This window comes from Brevundimonas sp. Root1279, from assembly GCF_001425945.1.
In the GTDB taxonomy this organism is placed as follows: Bacteria; Pseudomonadota; Alphaproteobacteria; order Caulobacterales; family Caulobacteraceae; genus Brevundimonas.
This window is the reverse complement of the sequence record NZ_LMEB01000008.1, coordinates 170,896-187,332: the sequence shown is the minus strand read 5'-3', so window position 1 is coordinate 187,332 and position 16,437 is coordinate 170,896. Positions and strand designations below refer to the sequence as shown.

The window sequence follows — 16,437 nt, the reverse complement described above, 5'->3', positions numbered from 1 at the left end:
TCAGCCTTCCATCATTTCGGCGTTGGACTTGCCCGGCGGCACGAGCGGCCAGACGTTTTCGCGGGGATCGATGATCACGTGGGCGAGGCAGGGCCCCGGCGCGGCCAGCAGGCGGGCGATGCCGGTCTCGACCTGGTCGCGGCGATCGATGCGGAAGGCCTCGACGCCGAAGGCCTCGGCGACGCGCACGAAGTCGGGATTGTCCGACAGGTCGATCTCGGAGAAATTCCCGTCGAAGAACAGCTCCTGCCACTGGCGCACCAGGCCCAGGCTGGCGTTGTCGATCAGCAGGATCTTCAGGGCGATGCCATAGCGGCGCAGGGTCGCCAGCTCCTGGACGTTCATCATGAAGCCGCCGTCGCCGGCGATGGTGACGACCGTCGCCGTTGGATCGGCCAGCTTGGCGCCGATGCCGGCGGGCAGGCCGAAGCCCATGGCTCCCAGGCCGCCAGAGGTGATGTGCGCCTCCGGCCGGGCGAAGCGGCAGTGCTGGGCGGCCCACATCTGGTGTTGGCCGACGTCGCAGGCGGCGACGAAGCGATCGCCGGCGGCGCGCGACAGGGCGTTCAGCAGGGCCGGGGCGTAGACGCCTTCGCCGGGCGCGCCGTCGTAGTCGAAGGCGGTGTTCCGGGCGCGGGTCTCGCAACGGATGATCCAGGGATCGATGGCCAGCGGGCGACCCGCCATGCGGGCGGTCAGGGTCTCGACGCCGGCCTTCAGGTCGCCGGCGACGGCGACGGCGGTCTCCCGCAGCTTGCCGATCTCGGAGGCGTCGACGTCGAAATGGACGATGCGGGCGTGCGGCGCGAACTCGGCCAGCTTGCCGGTGGCGCGGTCGTCGAAACGGGCGCCCAGGACGACCAGCAGGTCGGACTCCTGGACCGCCTCGTTGGCGGCGCGCCCGCCGTGCATGCCCAGCATGCCCAGGTGGCCCGGCGCATCGGAGGCCAGGGTGCCCAGGGCGTTCAGGGTCGCGACCGAGGGGATGCCGGTGGCCTCGGCGAAGGCGCGGACCGCGGCGGTCGCCTGGGCGATCTTCACCCCGCCGCCGATGTACAGCAGCGGCCGCTCGGCGGCGCGGATGGCCTGTTCGGCGCGGGCGATGGCGTCGTCGTCCAGGGCCGCGGCGTGGTTGGGGACGTTGAAGCCGAAGTCCTGCGTCGTGGTCCCGACCTGGACGTCCTTGGGCAGGTCGATCAGCACCGGCCCCGGACGGCCCGAGGCGGCGATGTGGAACGCCTCCTCGACGGCGGCGGGGATGTCGGCCGGGTCGCGAACCAGGACCGAGTGCTTCACGATCGGCAGGGTGACGCCCAGGATGTCGATCTCCTGGAAGGCGTCCGTGCCCATGACGGCCTGGGAGACGTTGCCGGTGATGCAGACCATCGGCACGGAATCCATCATCGCGTTGGCGATGCCGGTGACCAGGTTGGTGGCTCCCGGGCCGGAGGTGGCCATGCAGACCCCCACCTTGCCTGAGGCCCGGGCGTAGGCGTCCGCGGCGAAGGCCGCGCCCTGCTCGTGGCGGACCAGGATGTGGCGCAGGCTCGAGCCGGTTAGGGCGTCATAGACCGGCATGATGGCGCCGCCCGGATAGCCGAACACGACCTCCACCCCCAGCCGCTCCAGGGTGGAGACCAGCAGGCGCGCGCCGGAACGGGCGGGGGACGGGGCAGGCATCAGGGCGGCGGCGGAGGCGGGCATGGGGTCAGGCGGCCTCGGGTTTGGCCGTCTGCAGCCAGGCCATGCGTTCGCGCATGCGGGCTCCGACGGTCTCGATGGGATGGGCGTGATCGGCTTCCAACCAGGCCTGGTATTTCGGCTTGCCGGCTTCGTTCTCGGCGATCCATTCGCGGGCGAAGCTGCCCGACTGGATGTCGGTCAGGACGTCGCGCATGCGCTCGCGGGTCTCGTCGGTGATGATCCGCGGGCCCGAGGCGACGGCGCCGTATTTGGCCGTCTCCGAGATGAACTCGTGCATCTTCGAGACGCCGCCCTCGTAGAACAGGTCCACGATCAGCTTCAGCTCGTGCATGCATTCGAAATAGGCGACCTCGGGCTGGTAGCCGGCCTCGACCAGGGTGTTGAAGCCGGACATGACCAACTCCTTGGCCCCGCCGCACAGGACGGCCTGTTCGCCGAACAGGTCGGTCTCGGTCTCTTCGCGGAAGCTGGTCTCGATCAGGCCGCCGATGGCGCCGCCGATGCCGCGGGCGTAGCCCATGGCGCGGTTACGGGCCTTGCCCGTGGCGTCCTGGTGGATGGCGAACAGGGCCGGGACGCCGCGGCCGCGGGCGTACTCGCGGCGGACCAGGTCGCCGGGGCCCTTGGGCGCGACCAGGATGACGTCCATGTCGGCGCGCGGCGTGACGCGCTCGTAGAGGATCGAGAAGCCATGGGCGAACAGGATGGCCGCGCCCGGCTTGGCGTTGGGCTCGACCGTCTCGGTCCAGATCTCGGCCTGGGCCATGTCCGGGGTCAGCATGGCGATGATGTCGGCGCCGCGGACGGCCTCGGCGGGTTCGGCGGTGGCGATGCCGTCGGCGCGGGCATGGGTCCAGCCCTTGCCGCCCTCGCGGACGCCGGCGACCACGTCGAAGCCGGAGTCGCGCAGGTTCTGGGCGTGGGCCCGGCCCTGGCTGCCGTAGCCGATGATGGCGATCCGCTGGCCGGCGATGGCCCCGGGGCGGATGTCGTCGTTGGTGTAGATGGTGATGGTCATGCGTCCTCGCGGGCGGAAGGGGCGGCGGCCGGACTGTGGGTCGGGACCTGGGCCGGCGGCGGGTTGGGGATGGTCACAGCGCCCTGGGCCGCCGAGGCGACCGCAGCGCGGTATTTGGCGAAGGTTCCGTGCGCCGGACGGGCGGGAGGGGGGATGAAGCCCGCCCGGCGCGATTCCAGATCGACGGGGGTGTCGATCCGGCGGTTGGGAACGTCGATGACGATCGGGTCGCCGTCGCGGATCAGGGCGATCGGGCCGCCGGCGGCCGCCTCGGGCGAGACGTGGCCGGCGACGAAGCCGTAGCTGGCGCCCGAGAAGCGGCCGTCGGTGATCAGGGCGACGTTCTGGACGCCGCGGCCCTTCAGGGCGGCGGTGACCTGCAGCATCTCGCGCATGCCGGGACCGCCGCGCGGACCCTCGTGGCGGATGATGATCACATCGCCTTCGCCTACCGAGCCGTCCTGGACGGCGTGGAAGGCGTCCTCCTCGCTGTCGAAGACGCAGGCCGGACCCTCGAAGCGATCCAGGGCGTGGCCGGTCAGCTTGATGACCGCCCCCTCGGGGGCGATGTCGCCGTAGATGACCGCGAACGAGCCGCGGTCGGCGACGGGGCGGTCGAAGTCCGTGACGACCTGTTGGCCCGGGGCCTCCTCGGCCTCGGCGGCCTCGGCGAACAGGGACCGGCCCGAGACGGTCGGCGTGTTGACGATCTTGCCGGCCGCCGCCATCCGCTGGACGACCAGGCGGGTGCCGCCGGCCGCGTACAGGTGCGAGGCCAGGAAGCGGCCGCCCGGCTTCAGGTCGCAGATCACCGCCGCGTCCTCGCAGGCGCGGTGGCAGTCCTCGATGCCGAAGGGGACGCCCGCCTCGGTGGCGATGGCGGTCAGGTGCAGGACGGCGTTGGTCGAGCCGCCCGAGGCGGAGACCGCGATGGCGGCGTTCCGCAGCGACTTGCGGGTGATGTATTTGCGCGCCGTGTCGCCGGCGAAGACCCGCTCGACGATCAGCCGGCCGCAGCGCTCGCCTTCGGACGCCTTGCCCGGATCGACGGCCGGGACGTCGTTGGCGCCCATGGGAGACAGGCCCATGACCGACAGGGCCATGGCCATGGTGTTGGCGGTGAACTGGCCGCCGCAGGCGCCGGCGCCGGGGCAGGCGGCGGTCTCGACCGCCTTCAGGCCTTCGTCGTCCAGGGCGCCCGAGGCATGGGCGCCGATGGCCTCGAAGATCTCCTGGACCGAGATGTCCCTGGCCCCGATCCGGCCGGGCATGATGGTGCCGCCGTAGTAGACCAGGCCGGGGATATCCATGCGGGCCAAGGCCATGGCGGCGGCCGGGATGGTCTTGTCGCAGCCGACAATGCAGATGACGCCGTCCAGCTGGTGGCCCTCGACGGCCAGTTCGATCGAGTCGGCGACGACCTCGCGGCTGATCAGCGAGGCCTTCATCCCCGCCGTGCCCATCGAGATGCCGTCGGTGACGACGATGGTGTTGAAGTCGACCGGATAGCCGCCCGCAGCGATGATGCCGGCGCGGACGTCCCGGGCCAGGCGGTCCAGGTGCATGTTGCACGGAGTGACGCTCGACCAGGTGTTGACCACCGCGATCATCGGCTTGTCGAAGTCGGCATCGGTCATGCCGGCCGCGCGCAGATAGCTGCGGGCCGCGGCGCGGTTCGGACCAGCCGTCACGGCGCGGCTGCGCGCGTTGGGCGGGGGTCTGTCCGGGGTAAAATCTTGCGTCATCTGGCGTAGCCGGTTCTGGAAGAGCCGGACCGCACACAACAAAAAACCCGCTTCCTTTCGGGAGCGGGTGGCTGCGGGCGATCCTGAGGGGGTCTTAGGTCAGGTTGCGTGCATCCACACCGCTCCGGGGAGCAGCACAAGCGCTACAACGAGAATAAGGGTGGTCAGGGCGATCTCGACGGTCCAGTCGCGCGCCGGCGCCGCCGCCGTACGGGCGACAGAGCGATCAGCGATGTGGGCGCGAGCGACCACGGGGAACCTCCGAGTGATAGGATCAGGAAACCATGTCTCGCTGCGACGCACAAGGGGCGTGGGAAGAATTTTGCGCAAACGGGGTCTCGCGCCTGAGGTTGGTGGAATTATCCCCCGATCGCCTTCTGGAGGTTGTTCGCGTGAAGTGGGAATGCTCTGCTGTAACGGTAAAGGGGAACCCACAAATGACTTCAGCCTTCATGGGCCAGCAACGCTTCGACATGAGCCGCGTCATCGAACGCACCTTCGGAGCCATCAGCGCCAACGCCGCCACACTGCTGCTCGCCGCCCTGCTGTTCGCGGGCGTGCCCACCGCCGTCCTGAACTTGATCTCCGCCGGTTGGGTGGCTGATGGGAACTGGGTCGGCGCCTTTTTCGCCGGACTCATCGGGATGGTCGTCAGCCTGGTCTGCGGCATCCTGCTGCAAGGCGTGGTGACCCACACCGTGGTCACCGACCTGCTCGGCCGCAAGGCGACGCTCAGCGACAGCATGGACGCCGCCATGCGGTCCTTCTGGATGCTGCTCGCCGTCGGCATCGTCAGCGGTATCGCAATCGCCATCGGGGCGGTCTTCCTGCTGATCCCGGGCATCTTCCTGGCGCTGATCTGGTTCGTCGTCGGCCCCGTGGTCGTCGCCGAGCGCGCTGATTTCGGCCAGGCGTTCTCGCGCAGCATGAAGCTGACCGAGAACCATCGCTGGGTGATCCTCGGCCTGATCGTGATCTATGCGATCGCCAGCTGGGTGCTGATGATTCCCGTCAACATCATTGCGGCCATCGCCGGCGGCGGCCTCGGCTCGGTCAGCCCGATCGCGACGATCGTCAGCGCCGTGTTCCAGGCCCTGTTCTCGCTGATCGGCGCGGCCGGCGTCGCGGCGGTCTATGTCGAACTGCGCACCGTCAAGGAAGGCGGCGGCCGGGACAGCGTCGCGGCGATCTTCGAGTAATCACGCGGGCGGCGCGGGGTCAGACGTCGAACTTGTCCCTGCGCCGCTTGCCCATCAGCAGGCCGGATTCCAGCCGTTCCCGAATGGCGTGGTAGTAGGCCTTGAGGAACTCCAGGTCGCTGGCGTCGCCTCGAACATAGCCGATCTTGCCGGCGATCCGGTCGGCCACGGCGCGCACCGTCCCTCGGTCGGCGGTCCGCAGCACCTGCTCCAGAACCTGCAGCTCCTTGACCCCGTAGGCGTTCAGCTGATCGGCCGTGAACTGGAAAGTCGGGCGATGCAGGGCGCCCTCGTCGGCCATGTCGCGCAACAGCTTCTGGCGCGGCGACCGCAGGACCCAGGTGCCCGCCACCAGATCGCCGCCGCGCAGCCGGTCGGCGTTGAACAGCGGCAGCAGCACGAACACGCCGCACCAGATCAGGGCCAGGAGGTAGATCCAGGCGTCGACGTCGCCGAACGGCGCGGAGATCATCACCTGCAGCGGCAGAAACAGCTCGAGTTCACGCAGGGCGTTGCGGGTGAAGACCGCGCTGAAGCGCAGGCGGCCGCCGTCTCGCGCCGCCACCCGCAGGCCGAGCATGCGCTTGCCGGGCGTCGCCGCCTTGGCCGACATCTCATAGGCCAGGAAATAGCCGTTGCGCAGGAAGAAGAGGCCGAGCACCGCCACGATGCCCACCATTTCGGCGCCGTGCCCGCCGGTGAGGGCAATGGCGCTGAACAGGATCAGGATCAGGGCGATCGTCACGCCGAGGATGATCAGCATGTCGATGACCAGGGCGCTGAACCTCTGGCCGACGCTGGCCAGCTCCAGCCGCAACTCGAGGCCTTCGGGCGTGACCAGGGTCCGCTGACGCTTTCCGGCGGACGTCTCCAGTTCGATCGCGCTCATGCCGCAGCCTTGGTCGGGCGCGGCCCGTAGAAATACAGGCCCCAGATCAGGGCGGTCGTGGCGGCGATCGCGTAGCGCGCCACGTCGTTGACGATCAGCTGTCGGCCGAAGCCCTCGAGCAGGCCCGCGAGCAGCAGCATCAGGACCACGCCGGCCATGGCGGCGCCGGTCTGGCGTCCCGCGGCGGACATCGCCTCCAGGCGACTGTTCCGGCCAGGGAAGGCGACCGCCCAACCGATGCGCAGGCCGGCGGCGCCCGCCAAGATGATGGCCAGTAGCTCGGTGACGCCGTGGATCAGCAGCCAGCCGGTGAATTCGTAGCCGAGGCCCTTCGAATAGAAGACGTGCAGCATGGCCCCCAGCATGGCTCCGTTCATCAGGAGCAACAGGATCGTCGGCGCCCCGAAGGCGAAGCCCAGGGCGAAGGCGGTGATCGCGACGGAGGCGTTGTGCGTGAACAGGTAGGTGGCGAAGAACGAAAGGCCGTCGGATCCCTCGTCGTGATAGAGGGTCGCGCGCAAGCTGGCGTAGGAGGCGGTCGGGTCGCGGTCCTGCACCAGGCCCGCGTTGACGAAGGCGAAATACCAGTCGTTGTCCGTGCCGACGAGGTGCCAGGCCACGGCGGCCCCCAGGATGGTCACGGCCAGGGCGACCAGGGTCTCGCGCCACATGCCGCGCACCGCCTGCGGCCAGTCGTGACGGAAGAAGGCGGCCAGTTGCTCCTGGGGCGTCGAACGCGCCCCGTAGACGAAGAAATAGGCCCGGGCCGACAGGCTCTCCAAATAGCCGATCACCCCCTGATCCAGCGATGTCGCCCGCGCCACCGACAGGGATGACAGGGTCGAGCGATACAGCACCGGCAAGGCGCGGATCTCGGTGTCGGACAGGGCCGAGGCCGATTTCTTTTCCGCCTTGTCGACGATCGCCTCCAGACGTCGCCAGTCGGCTTCCCGGTCCTGGCGGAAACGCTGGCTCTTGAGTTGCAGCTCGCTCACAGCAGATCCCGCCGTTTCAGGTCGAGGTAGACGTTGAGGATTTCAGGACCCAGCCGGTCGGCCGGGCCCTCGACGATATGGGCGCCGAGGCGGCGCAGGCGGGCCAGGACCAGATCGCGCTCGCGCAGCAGGCTGGCGGCGACGACGGCGCGCGACACGTCCTCGGGCGTCTCGGGGGCGGCGGTGACCAGGGCTTCAAGCTCCTCGTCGCGCATGACCACGAACAGCACCAGGTGGCGCTTCACCAGGCGGCCGACGGTCTCGATCATCAGCTCGGCCGAGGTCGAGTCGGCGAACTCGGTGAAGATCACCACCAGCGAGCGGCGCTTCAAGCTGGAGGACAGGCTGGTCAGGCCGAGCGCGTAGTTGGTCTCCTGGGCGCCGTAGTCGACGCGGGCGGCCTGGCGCACCAGCAGGGGGAAGGAGCCGACTCCGGCGACGGCTCCGGTCGACAGGCGGGGACGGTCGTCGAAGGCGAAAAGCCCGGCCCGGTCTCCGGCGCGCAGGCTGGCGTAGGCCAGGATCAGGGCGCCGTGAATGGCGCGGTCGATGCGCGGCGCGCCCGCGACCGGCTCGCTCATGGTCCGGCCGCAGTCCAGCGCCATGACCACTTGGTGGTTGCGCTCGGTGCGGAACTCCTTGGCGAGCAGTTTGTGGTGCCTCGCAGACTGCTTCCAGTCGACGGTCCGGCGGTCCATGCCGGAGTGGAAGTCGCTGAGGGCGTGGAACTCGGCCCCCTCGCCGATGTCCAGCTGGACCTTGGCCCCGTGCTGGGCGTCGCGCGAAAACATGCGCACCGCCTCATCCTCGATGCGGCGGATGTCGGCGCCGATGGCGACGGTCTCATCCAGCTTGCGGCGCGCCTGGCGCCAGGTCAGGCCCAGCGGCCCTTGCCAGCGGACGACGGCCTCCCGGAACACGCCCAGGCCGCGTCGATCGGGCTGCATCGGGAACAGGAAACCGCCCGCGCCGTCCGCCTCGCCGCGCGCCGAGCACAGCCCGAGCCGCGGCTCGGCGTCGAGCGCGGCCTGAATAGCGCGATGGATGGTGCGCTGGGGGAAGGCGACGGCGAGCCGGGCCGTGGTCGGATGGGCCACGGCGACGTAGTCCGGGGTCTCAAGTGTGATCTCCGCCTTGCGCGGCGACGCGGCCAGCAGGGCGTCGCACAACATCAGCGCGCCCAGGCCCAACAGCCAGCCGGGCGCGACCAGCCACAGTCCCGGCTGAAGCAGACCGAGGACGAGGGCCACGGGCGCGCCGATCAGGGCGGCCAGGACGCAAAGGCGCGTCGGGTAGATCATCGCGGCGCGGCGACCTGGTCGATGAGGCTGCGGATGACCTGTTCGACGCGACGGCCTTCGATCTCGGCGGCCGGGGACAGCACCACCTTGTGACGCAGCGCCGGCAGGGCGAGCGTTTTGACATCGTCGGGAATGACATAGTCGCGGCCGTCGAGGACGGCGCGGGCGCGGGAGGCGAGGGCCAGCATGGCGCCGGCGCGCGGCGAGGCGCCGGTCTCCAGGTCGGCGCTTTCGCGGGTCGAGCGAACCAGGTCGACGACATAGCCGGCGATCTCGGGCGACAGCCGCACGCGGGCGACCGTGGCGATGGCGGCGCCGACCGTGGCGCTGTCCGCCACCGGCTGGACGCCCAGGGCGACCGGGTCGGGCATGCCGGCGTGCGAGCCGTGGGCCTCGACCACCTTCAGTTCGTCTTCCCGCGACGGATAGTCGAGCGTCTGCTTGAACAGGAAACGATCCAGCTGGGCCTCGGGCAGGGGGTAGACGCCCTGCTGCTCGATCGGGTTCTGGGTGGCGATGACGGTGAAGCGATCGCTGAGCACATGGGTGTCGCCGTCGACGGTGACCGAGCGCTCCTGCATGGCCTCGAGCAGGGCCGCCTGGGTCTTGGGCGGGGTGCGGTTGATCTCGTCCGCCAGCAGCAGGTCGCAGAACACCGGGCCGCGCGTCAGGGTGAAGGTCGAGGTCTGGAAGTTGAAGATGTTCGACCCGAGAATGTCGCCCGGCATCAGATCCGGGGTGAACTGGATGCGGCCGAAGTCCAGGCTCAGCGAGCGCGCGAAGCTCTGCGCCAGCAGGGTCTTGGCGGTTCCCGGCGGCCCCTCCAGCAGGATGTGACCGCCGCAGAACAGGGCGGTCAGCATCAGGTCGACCGTTGCGGTCTGGCCGATCACGGCCTTGCCGACTTCGGCTCGGATGCGGGCGGCGATCGCCCCGACTTCAGCCACGTCCACGGGTCATCTCCGATTTCCAGCGATTCAGGGCGCGGGCCACGGCCATCAGGTCGCCCGCGTTCTTGGCCTTGTCCGCGTCAGCGGACAGGGCGGCATAGGTGAGTGCAACGTCGTCCCGCTTCGCCAGCCGGTCGAGCAGGGCGGTCAGGGCTTCGTCGGAAAGATTGGGCGGCGCGGCGACCGCCTTGGCGGCCTGGGCGCGCACCAGCTCGGCGTAGGGCGTCGCCATCCGGTGCTCGCGCCGCGCCAGTCGCGCCAGGGCGGCGGTGTTGTCAGCGAGCGCCTTCTTGCCCAGCGCCACCGCCCGGCGGACATCGAGATGGGGGACGAACCGCACCATCGCCTGCCAACCGACCAGGCCGACCGCGAAGGCCAGGCACAGGGTGAAGCCGAGCAGGGGCGGTTCGAGCAGCAGGCGCATCACGCTGCGCGGCCGAGCGAAGCCGTGCAAGGACACGTCGAAGACGACGCCTCCCTCGGCGGGGTGAAGCGAGTCGAGCAGGGCGACGGCCGTGAGAGCCTTGCCCGGTTCGTTCAGGCCGCGGGTGTTCAGCAGATCCGGGTCCGAGAGCACATAAACGCCGGTGTCCTGGTGTTGGACGACGACGGCGCCGCCCCTCGCGTCCGTGATGATCGGATTCCAGCCCGGCCCGTCGATCGTCCGGAGTTCCTCGACGTGGACCGTCCCGCCGAGCCGCGTTCCCGGCGCGTTTCTCAGCTGCACGGTTTCCGCCTCGGACGCCAAGCGCAAATTCACGCCGGCGGCCAGGGTTTCGGGCAGGACCGACAGGCTGGCGGCAGGCGGCAGCGTGCCGTCCCGCCGCACCCAGCCACGACGCATCGGGTCCTGAACGGCCCGCCATTTCGGCAGGACGAGCAGGGTCGCGGTCGGGCTGTCGAGCAGGCGGTTGAGGGCCCTCGCGTCGGGCTCGGTCGATGGAGTCAGGACGAGGAGGCTTTCAGCGGATCCGGCCCCCGTCGCGCCGCGGCTGACCAGGACCGCGCGGTCAAGGCCCCGAAGCAGCTTCACCACGCCGGCGTAGCCGATCGCCGAGCGAGACAGGGCGTGGTCGCCGCCATTGTCGCCGCGCTCGAGCTCGGGGGCGTAGGCGCCCAGCACGCCGATCGCGGACAGCGAGAACACCGCCGCCAGGATGAGCGCGAGGACGATGCCGGGCCGGAAGGTCCGGGCGGTGGGTTCGACGGGCGTCTCAGTCATGCCGACCAGGCCGCGGGGAAGGCGAAGGCCTCATAGGCCTGGCGACAGGCGAGGAAGGTTTCCTTGTCGACCGGCCGGCCGCCGAACAGGCTGGACTCGACCGCCCGTGCGATGCGCGAGAAGGCGGGGCGGGCCGCGTCGGGCAGGCGGCCGAGATCCGCAATGTCCCGCGCCGTCAGCGCCGGCCGCACGGTATTCGGCAGATAGCCGTCGATGTCGCCGATGCTGCGCAGCAGCAGCAGGTGCACGGCTTCGTCGAACCGGCCCTGGGCGGCCAGGGCGTCGGCGTCGGACAGAAGCGCCTTGGCCGCCGCGGCCGCCGGGCGCCAGTCGCCGGCGCCGGAGGGCGGCAACGGCTTGTCGCGGCGTTCGGGCAGGCGAATACGAATGATCTCGCGCCCGACCAGCCACAGGAAACCCAGGACGGCGGCCGCCAGCCCGATCCAGAAGATCAGTCCGAACACCGGGGCGAAATGGCCGAGGAACTGCAGCACGTCGCCGAGCCAGCTCGGCGGCTCCGGCGGAGGCGGCGGCGCATCGAACTTGAACTGCAGACTCCGGTCGCCCGCCAGAGCGGCCTGGGCGGCGTCGAAATTGAGCGGGGGCGCGGGCGCAGCGGGGACGGCCGGGGGCGCCTGCACAACCGGAATCATGGCGTCGCCGTTTGGCGGAAGCAGCTGGCCGCCTTCCGCAAAGGTATCAACTGTCGAACGCCCCATATCCCGGCCACGATGCCGATTGCCGCGGGCGAAGTCGAGAGGCCAGGGCGGCGTTGACCATGATCCCTCGGCGGCGCAGCATTCGCGCCTCCTTCGCCGGGACCGCCGCGAGCGCTCGCCGCCGCCGACCTCGGAGCGATTCAGCCACGGACTCCGCATGACCGATCCGATCGAGATCTACCCCGTTCCGCATGAGTGGGCCGTCCGCGCCCGAATGAACGCAGCCGGCTACCAGGCGGCCCGCGTGGCGGCGAGGGAGACGCCGGATTTCTTCTGGGCGGAGCAGGCAAAGCGCCTCGACTGGATCAGCGCCCCGACCGAGATCAAGGACGTCTCCTTTGACCGCGAGGACTTCCGCATCCGCTGGTTCGCCGACGGGGAATTGAACGTCGCCTGGAACTGCCTGGATCGGCATCTGGAAGCCCGCGGCGAGCAGACGGCCATCCTGTGGGAGGGCGACGACCCGGCGCAGTCGGGCGGCCTGACCTATCGGCAGCTGCACGCCGAGGTGTGCCGCATGGGCAATGTGCTCAAGGGGCTGGGCGTGGCCAAGGGCGACAGGGTCACCCTCTACCTGCCGATGATCCCCGCAGCCGCCGTCGCCATGCTGGCCTGCGCCCGCATCGGAGCGGTGCACTCGGTGGTGTTCGGGGGCTTTTCGCCGGATAGCCTGGCGGGCCGGATCGAGGACTGCGGCTCCAAGGTCGTGATCACGGCCGATGAAGGCCTGCGTGGCGGCAAGCGGGTGCCGTTGAAGGCCAATGTCGATGCGGCGCTGGAGAAGCTGCCGGCCGACAAGGCGGTCGAGGCGGTTCTGATCGTCTCGCACACCAATGCCGACATCCCGATCGTCGAGGGCCGAGACGTCCGCTACGGCGAGGCCAAGCACGGCGTTTCCGACGACTGTCCGTGCGAGCCGATGAACGCCGAGGACCCGCTGTTCATCCTCTACACCTCGGGGTCTACCGGCAAACCCAAGGGCGTGCTGCACACGACGGGCGGCTATCTGTTCTGGGCCTCGTGGACGCACGAGCTGGTGTTCGACTACCGCCCCGGCGAGGTCTTCTGGTGCACCGCCGATGTCGGCTGGGTCACGGGCCACACCTATGGCGTCTATGGTCCCTTGGCCAACGGCGCGACCACCCTGATGTTCGAAGGCGTGCCCAACTATCCGGATTTCGGGCGCTTCTGGCAGGTCGTCGATAAGCATCAGGTCGAGATCTTCTACACCGCGCCGACCGTGCTGAGGGCGCTGATGCGCGAGGGCGACGAGCCGGTCCATGCGACGTCCCGCCGGTCTCTGCGCCTCCTCGGCACGGTCGGCGAGCCGATCAATCCCGAGGCCTGGCGCTGGTATCACGAGGTCGTCGGCGAAGGCCGATGCCCGATCGTGGACACATGGTGGCAGACGGAGACCGGCGGCGCCTTGGTCTCGCCGTTGCCGGGCGCCACCGACCTGAAGCCGGGATCGGCGACCAAGCCCTTGCCGGGCGTGGAGCTGCAGCTGGTCGACGCCGACGGCGGCGTCCTCGAAGGCCCCGCCTCGGGGAATCTGGTCATCACCGACAGCTGGCCGGGCCAGATGCGCACGGTCTGGGGAGACCACCAGCGGTTCTTCGACACCTATTTCAGCGCCTATCCGGGCAAGTATTTCACCGGCGACGGCTGCCGCCGGGACGAGGACGGCTACTACTGGATCACCGGCCGGGTCGATGACGTCATCAACGTCTCCGGCCATCGCATGGGCACGGCCGAGGTCGAGTCGGCCCTGGTGCTGCACGACGATGTGGCCGAGGCGGCGGTGGTCGGCTTCCCGCACGACATCAAGGGACAGGGGATCTACGCCTATGTGACCCTGAACGCCGACGCCGAACCGACGGAAGAGCTGCGCCAGGCGCTTGTCCTGCACGTGCGCCGCGAGATCGGCCCGATCGCCGCCCCGGACCGCATCCAGTGGGCCCCGGGCCTGCCCAAGACCCGCTCCGGCAAGATCATGCGCCGCATCCTGCGCAAGATCGCCGAGAACGACCTCTCCTCCCTGGGCGATACCTCGACCCTCGCCGATCCGTCGGTGGTGGACGACCTGGTCCGGAACCGCGCTGACGGTTGATTCTCCCGCTGAGGTATTCGCCTGTAAGGCGTATGACCTAGGTCTTAGTGCGTTGAGCCGAGTTGTGACTCATGCGTCGGCGTGGTTCCCGTAGGACACGGGGAGAGCGTTATGACCTACCACACACGAGACAAGCGAAATGGCGCGCGCGCCATCTTTGAAGCCGGCGGGCAGTTCATCGCCCCGGCGCCGCGGATGAAGACGCGGGCGCTGCGGCGGCTCCAGATGCGGCGTCACGAGACCGATCTGGCCGTGTCCCACTTCCGTCCGCCGAGCCTGACGCGGATCGTCGTCCTGGGGGTCTTCGCGGCCCTGGCCTTCGCCTATCAGGCCGTCTTCCTGTCGCAGAAGATCTCCTAGCCTGGCGGCCTAGGCCTCCGCGGCTTCGGGGGCTCCGACGAACACCAGCTTGAGCTCGCGCGCCTCCGGCACGGTAGTGAGCCGTCCGCTGTGACTGGCCATGATCTTGTTGACGATCGCCAGACCCAGGCCCGCCCCCTCGAAACTGGCGTTGTCCGCCCGGGACAGCCGCTGGCTGACCTGATCCAGCCGCGCCGGCGTCAGCCCCGGCCCGCCGTCCTGAACGCGCAGCTCCGCTCCCGGCCCGACGATCACTGTGACCTGCTGGTCCCGCGGCGTCACGCGGAGGCCATTCTCAATGAGGTTGCGAAGGGCGGCGGCGATGGCTTCGCGGCGGCCGCTCACCTTGGGGGCGCTCAGAACCTGCAGCTCGAGGCCGATGCCGTCGGCGATGGCCAGCGGCGCGTGCCGGCTGACCACGTCCCGGGCCACGTCGGCCAGGTCGACTGCGTCGTAAGCCAGCCGTGCGGCGGCGTCGGCGTCCAGCTGGGCGATGAGCAACAGTTGCTCGATCAGCCGGTTCATCGCGCGGATGTCGGACTTGATCTTGTCCGCCAGCGGGTCGCCGTAGGCGTCCAGCTCGAGCTTCAGAATGGCCAAGGGCGTCTTCAGCTCATGGGCGATGTCAGCGGCGAAGGCTTCCTGGCGTTCGGCCGACTCGTCGAGGCGGCGCAGCAGATCGTTGACCGCGGTGGCGAAAGGCGCGGTCTCCGTCGGCAGGCCGTCAACCTCCACGCGGAAGCCGCGGTCCCGTCCGCTTACGGCGTCGAGCCGTCGCGCGGTCATGCCGAGCGGGGCCAGCGCGTGGCGCACCGCCCAGGGGATGGCCAGGACCATCGGCGGCAGCAGTACGAGGAAGGGCAGGACCACGTGGTCGCCGATCTCATAGGCGATGCCCGTCATCCCGAGGTCTTGGTAGCGATCGTCGAACACGCCGTCGACATCGAACAGGACGAACAGGAACAGAGCGAGGAAGGGCAGGGTGGCGATCAGAACCAGCCGCAGCTGCAGGCGGGCGGCGATCGAGTTCTTCATCGGGCGGCCGGGGCTCGGAGCAGATAGCCGATGCCGCGAACCGTATGGAGCATGGCCTCCCCGCCGGCCGTCTCGATCTTGCGCCTGAGGCGGGACACGATGGCCTCGACCGCATTGGGCGTCACTGCTTCTTCGATGCCGTACAGGGCGTCATCGATGACCCGGCGCGGGACCAGGGAGCCGGCATTGCGCATCAGCAACTCCAGCAGATCGGCCTCGCGTCGCGACAGGTCCAGGGGCGCACCGTCGAAGGCGCCGGCGCGCGAGGCGGATTCGAAGCGCAGGGCGCCGACTTCGAGCACCGGCTGGCTGCGCAGGCCGGGGCGGCGCATCAGGGCGCGCAGGCGGGCGATCAGCTCCTCCACCTCGAACGGTTTGGCCAGGTAGTCGTCCGCGCCGGCGTTCAGGCCCTCGATCCGATCTTCGAGGCCATTGCGTGCGGTCAGGATGAGGGTGGGCGGCAGGAAACCGCGGCGCCGCTGCGCCTGGAGCCATTGCTGGCCGTCGCCGTCGGGCAGGCCGAGATCGAGCACGACGAGGTCGTAGGTGCTCGTATCGAGACATTCCACGGCCGACTGGAGAGTATAGGCGCAGTCGCAACAGAAGCCGCGCGCGTTCAATCTCTCCGATACCAGGTCGGATAGTCGAACATTGTCTTCTACGAGTAGAAGTCGCACACCGACAACCGGAACTATTGAATTTCCCCATCATAATGCGGGGTTGCATCTCCTGATGCAAGCCGCCGTTACGTGACTGTGTCGAAACGGCGCGGCGTCCGGCGGGCGACGCCGGGAGGAGCTACACCGGACGCAACTCCGGCGCAGAGCTTGCGCTGTAGACCGTAGCGCGTGTGGAGCCGACCCAGCCCGGCTCGCCGGTGGCCAGCAGGTAGGCCGCGAGGTTCGACACCGCGTCGCTCCAGTCGTCCTGAGCCTCGACCAACAGGTGGCGAGGAGCTTGCGTCTCGGCGAGGCGCCGCGTGTACGCCTCCGCCCGCTCCACGGAGAGTTCCAGCGCCCGGCGCAGGTTTTCGAGGTCGACAGGAGCTTCGCACATGAGGGGAAGCGTAACGCAGATCTCTGACGCGAACCTGACCGTATCCTGACGGCGATCTGACAGTAAAACTGACTTGTTTCTGACGTAACCTGACTGCCGTCTGACGCTGACCTGACGCGATGCTGACCGGGTAG

Annotated in this window: 16 protein-coding genes; 3 read left to right on the top strand and 13 right to left on the bottom strand. The window is 69.4% G+C overall.

What is annotated here, in order from left to right; all coding sequences use genetic code 11:
- From ilvG to ASC65_RS17210, 4 genes are all read right to left on the bottom strand, one after another.
- Entirely contained in the window at nucleotides 1-1,704 is a 1,704-nt protein-coding gene (ilvG, locus tag ASC65_RS12855; RefSeq protein ID WP_056453949.1) for an acetolactate synthase 2 catalytic subunit, read from the bottom strand.
- A 4-nt stretch (nucleotides 1,705-1,708) separates the two neighbouring features.
- Entirely contained in the window at nucleotides 1,709-2,716 is a 1,008-nt protein-coding gene (gene ilvC, locus ASC65_RS12850) for a ketol-acid reductoisomerase (RefSeq protein ID WP_442854128.1), read from the bottom strand.
- A 2-nt stretch (nucleotides 2,717-2,718) separates the two neighbouring features.
- Nucleotides 2,719-4,467, bottom strand: a complete 1,749-nt coding sequence (gene ilvD / locus ASC65_RS12845; RefSeq protein WP_056453943.1) for a dihydroxy-acid dehydratase — start codon at nucleotides 4,465-4,467, stop codon at nucleotides 2,719-2,721.
- Between the two features lie 99 nt (nucleotides 4,468-4,566).
- Entirely contained in the window at nucleotides 4,567-4,719 is a 153-nt protein-coding gene (locus tag ASC65_RS17210; RefSeq protein WP_156459662.1) for a hypothetical protein, read from the bottom strand.
- A 185-nt stretch (nucleotides 4,720-4,904) separates the two neighbouring features.
- Here ASC65_RS17210 and ASC65_RS12840 point away from each other — a divergent pair, with 185 nt between their 5' ends.
- The gene (locus ASC65_RS12840; protein WP_056453939.1) at nucleotides 4,905-5,666 is read left to right on the top strand and encodes a hypothetical protein; all 762 of its coding nucleotides are present in this window, start codon (nucleotides 4,905-4,907) and stop codon (nucleotides 5,664-5,666) included.
- 19 nt (nucleotides 5,667-5,685) lie between these two features.
- Here the strand turns inward: ASC65_RS12840 and ASC65_RS12835 are convergent, their stop codons facing one another.
- From ASC65_RS12835 to ASC65_RS12810, 6 genes are read right to left on the bottom strand one after another with little or no spacing between them, the layout of a single operon-like run.
- Complete coding sequence (locus ASC65_RS12835; protein WP_056453937.1) at nucleotides 5,686-6,555, bottom strand: RDD family protein; 870 nt, start codon at nucleotides 6,553-6,555, stop codon at nucleotides 5,686-5,688.
- Complete coding sequence (locus ASC65_RS12830; RefSeq protein WP_056453933.1) at nucleotides 6,552-7,550, bottom strand: stage II sporulation protein M; 999 nt, start codon at nucleotides 7,548-7,550, stop codon at nucleotides 6,552-6,554. The genes ASC65_RS12835 and ASC65_RS12830 overlap by 4 nt, the downstream gene beginning before the upstream one ends.
- On the bottom strand, nucleotides 7,547-8,851 hold the full coding sequence (locus ASC65_RS12825; RefSeq protein ID WP_056453930.1) for a DUF58 domain-containing protein: 1,305 nt from the start codon (nucleotides 8,849-8,851) through the stop codon (nucleotides 7,547-7,549). The genes ASC65_RS12830 and ASC65_RS12825 overlap by 4 nt, the downstream gene beginning before the upstream one ends.
- Nucleotides 8,848-9,804 (bottom strand): AAA family ATPase, encoded by a 957-nt coding sequence (locus ASC65_RS12820; RefSeq protein WP_056453927.1) that lies wholly within the window; start codon nucleotides 9,802-9,804, stop codon nucleotides 8,848-8,850. The genes ASC65_RS12825 and ASC65_RS12820 overlap by 4 nt, the downstream gene beginning before the upstream one ends.
- Nucleotides 9,791-11,023, bottom strand: a complete 1,233-nt coding sequence (locus ASC65_RS12815; RefSeq protein WP_056453923.1) for a DUF4350 domain-containing protein — start codon at nucleotides 11,021-11,023, stop codon at nucleotides 9,791-9,793. The genes ASC65_RS12820 and ASC65_RS12815 overlap by 14 nt, the downstream gene beginning before the upstream one ends.
- Complete coding sequence (locus ASC65_RS12810) at nucleotides 11,020-11,676, bottom strand: DUF4129 domain-containing protein (RefSeq protein WP_056453920.1); 657 nt, start codon at nucleotides 11,674-11,676, stop codon at nucleotides 11,020-11,022. Before ASC65_RS12810 ends, ASC65_RS12815 begins: the two co-directional genes overlap by 4 nt.
- 223 nt (nucleotides 11,677-11,899) lie before the next feature.
- Between ASC65_RS12810 and acs the strand changes: the two genes are divergently transcribed.
- Together acs and ASC65_RS12800 are read left to right on the top strand one after the other, a co-directional pair.
- Nucleotides 11,900-13,852 (top strand): acetate--CoA ligase, encoded by a 1,953-nt coding sequence (gene acs / locus ASC65_RS12805; RefSeq protein WP_056453917.1) that lies wholly within the window; start codon nucleotides 11,900-11,902, stop codon nucleotides 13,850-13,852.
- Nucleotides 13,853-13,963: 111 nt separating this feature from the next.
- Entirely contained in the window at nucleotides 13,964-14,212 is a 249-nt protein-coding gene (locus ASC65_RS12800) for a hypothetical protein (RefSeq protein ID WP_056453912.1), read from the top strand.
- A gap of 9 nt (nucleotides 14,213-14,221) precedes the next feature.
- Here the strand turns inward: ASC65_RS12800 and ASC65_RS12795 are convergent, their stop codons facing one another.
- The 3 genes from ASC65_RS12795 to ASC65_RS12785 form a co-directional block, all read right to left on the bottom strand.
- A complete protein-coding gene (locus tag ASC65_RS12795) occupies nucleotides 14,222-15,247 on the bottom strand; it encodes a sensor histidine kinase (RefSeq protein ID WP_056453910.1) in 1,026 nt (341 codons plus the stop codon).
- The gene (locus tag ASC65_RS12790) at nucleotides 15,244-15,924 is read right to left on the bottom strand and encodes a response regulator (RefSeq protein WP_056453907.1); all 681 of its coding nucleotides are present in this window, start codon (nucleotides 15,922-15,924) and stop codon (nucleotides 15,244-15,246) included. The genes ASC65_RS12795 and ASC65_RS12790 overlap by 4 nt, the downstream gene beginning before the upstream one ends.
- Before the next feature lie 121 nt (nucleotides 15,925-16,045).
- Entirely contained in the window at nucleotides 16,046-16,303 is a 258-nt protein-coding gene (locus ASC65_RS12785; RefSeq protein WP_056453904.1) for a hypothetical protein, read from the bottom strand.
- Nucleotides 16,304-16,437 lie beyond the last annotated feature (134 nt).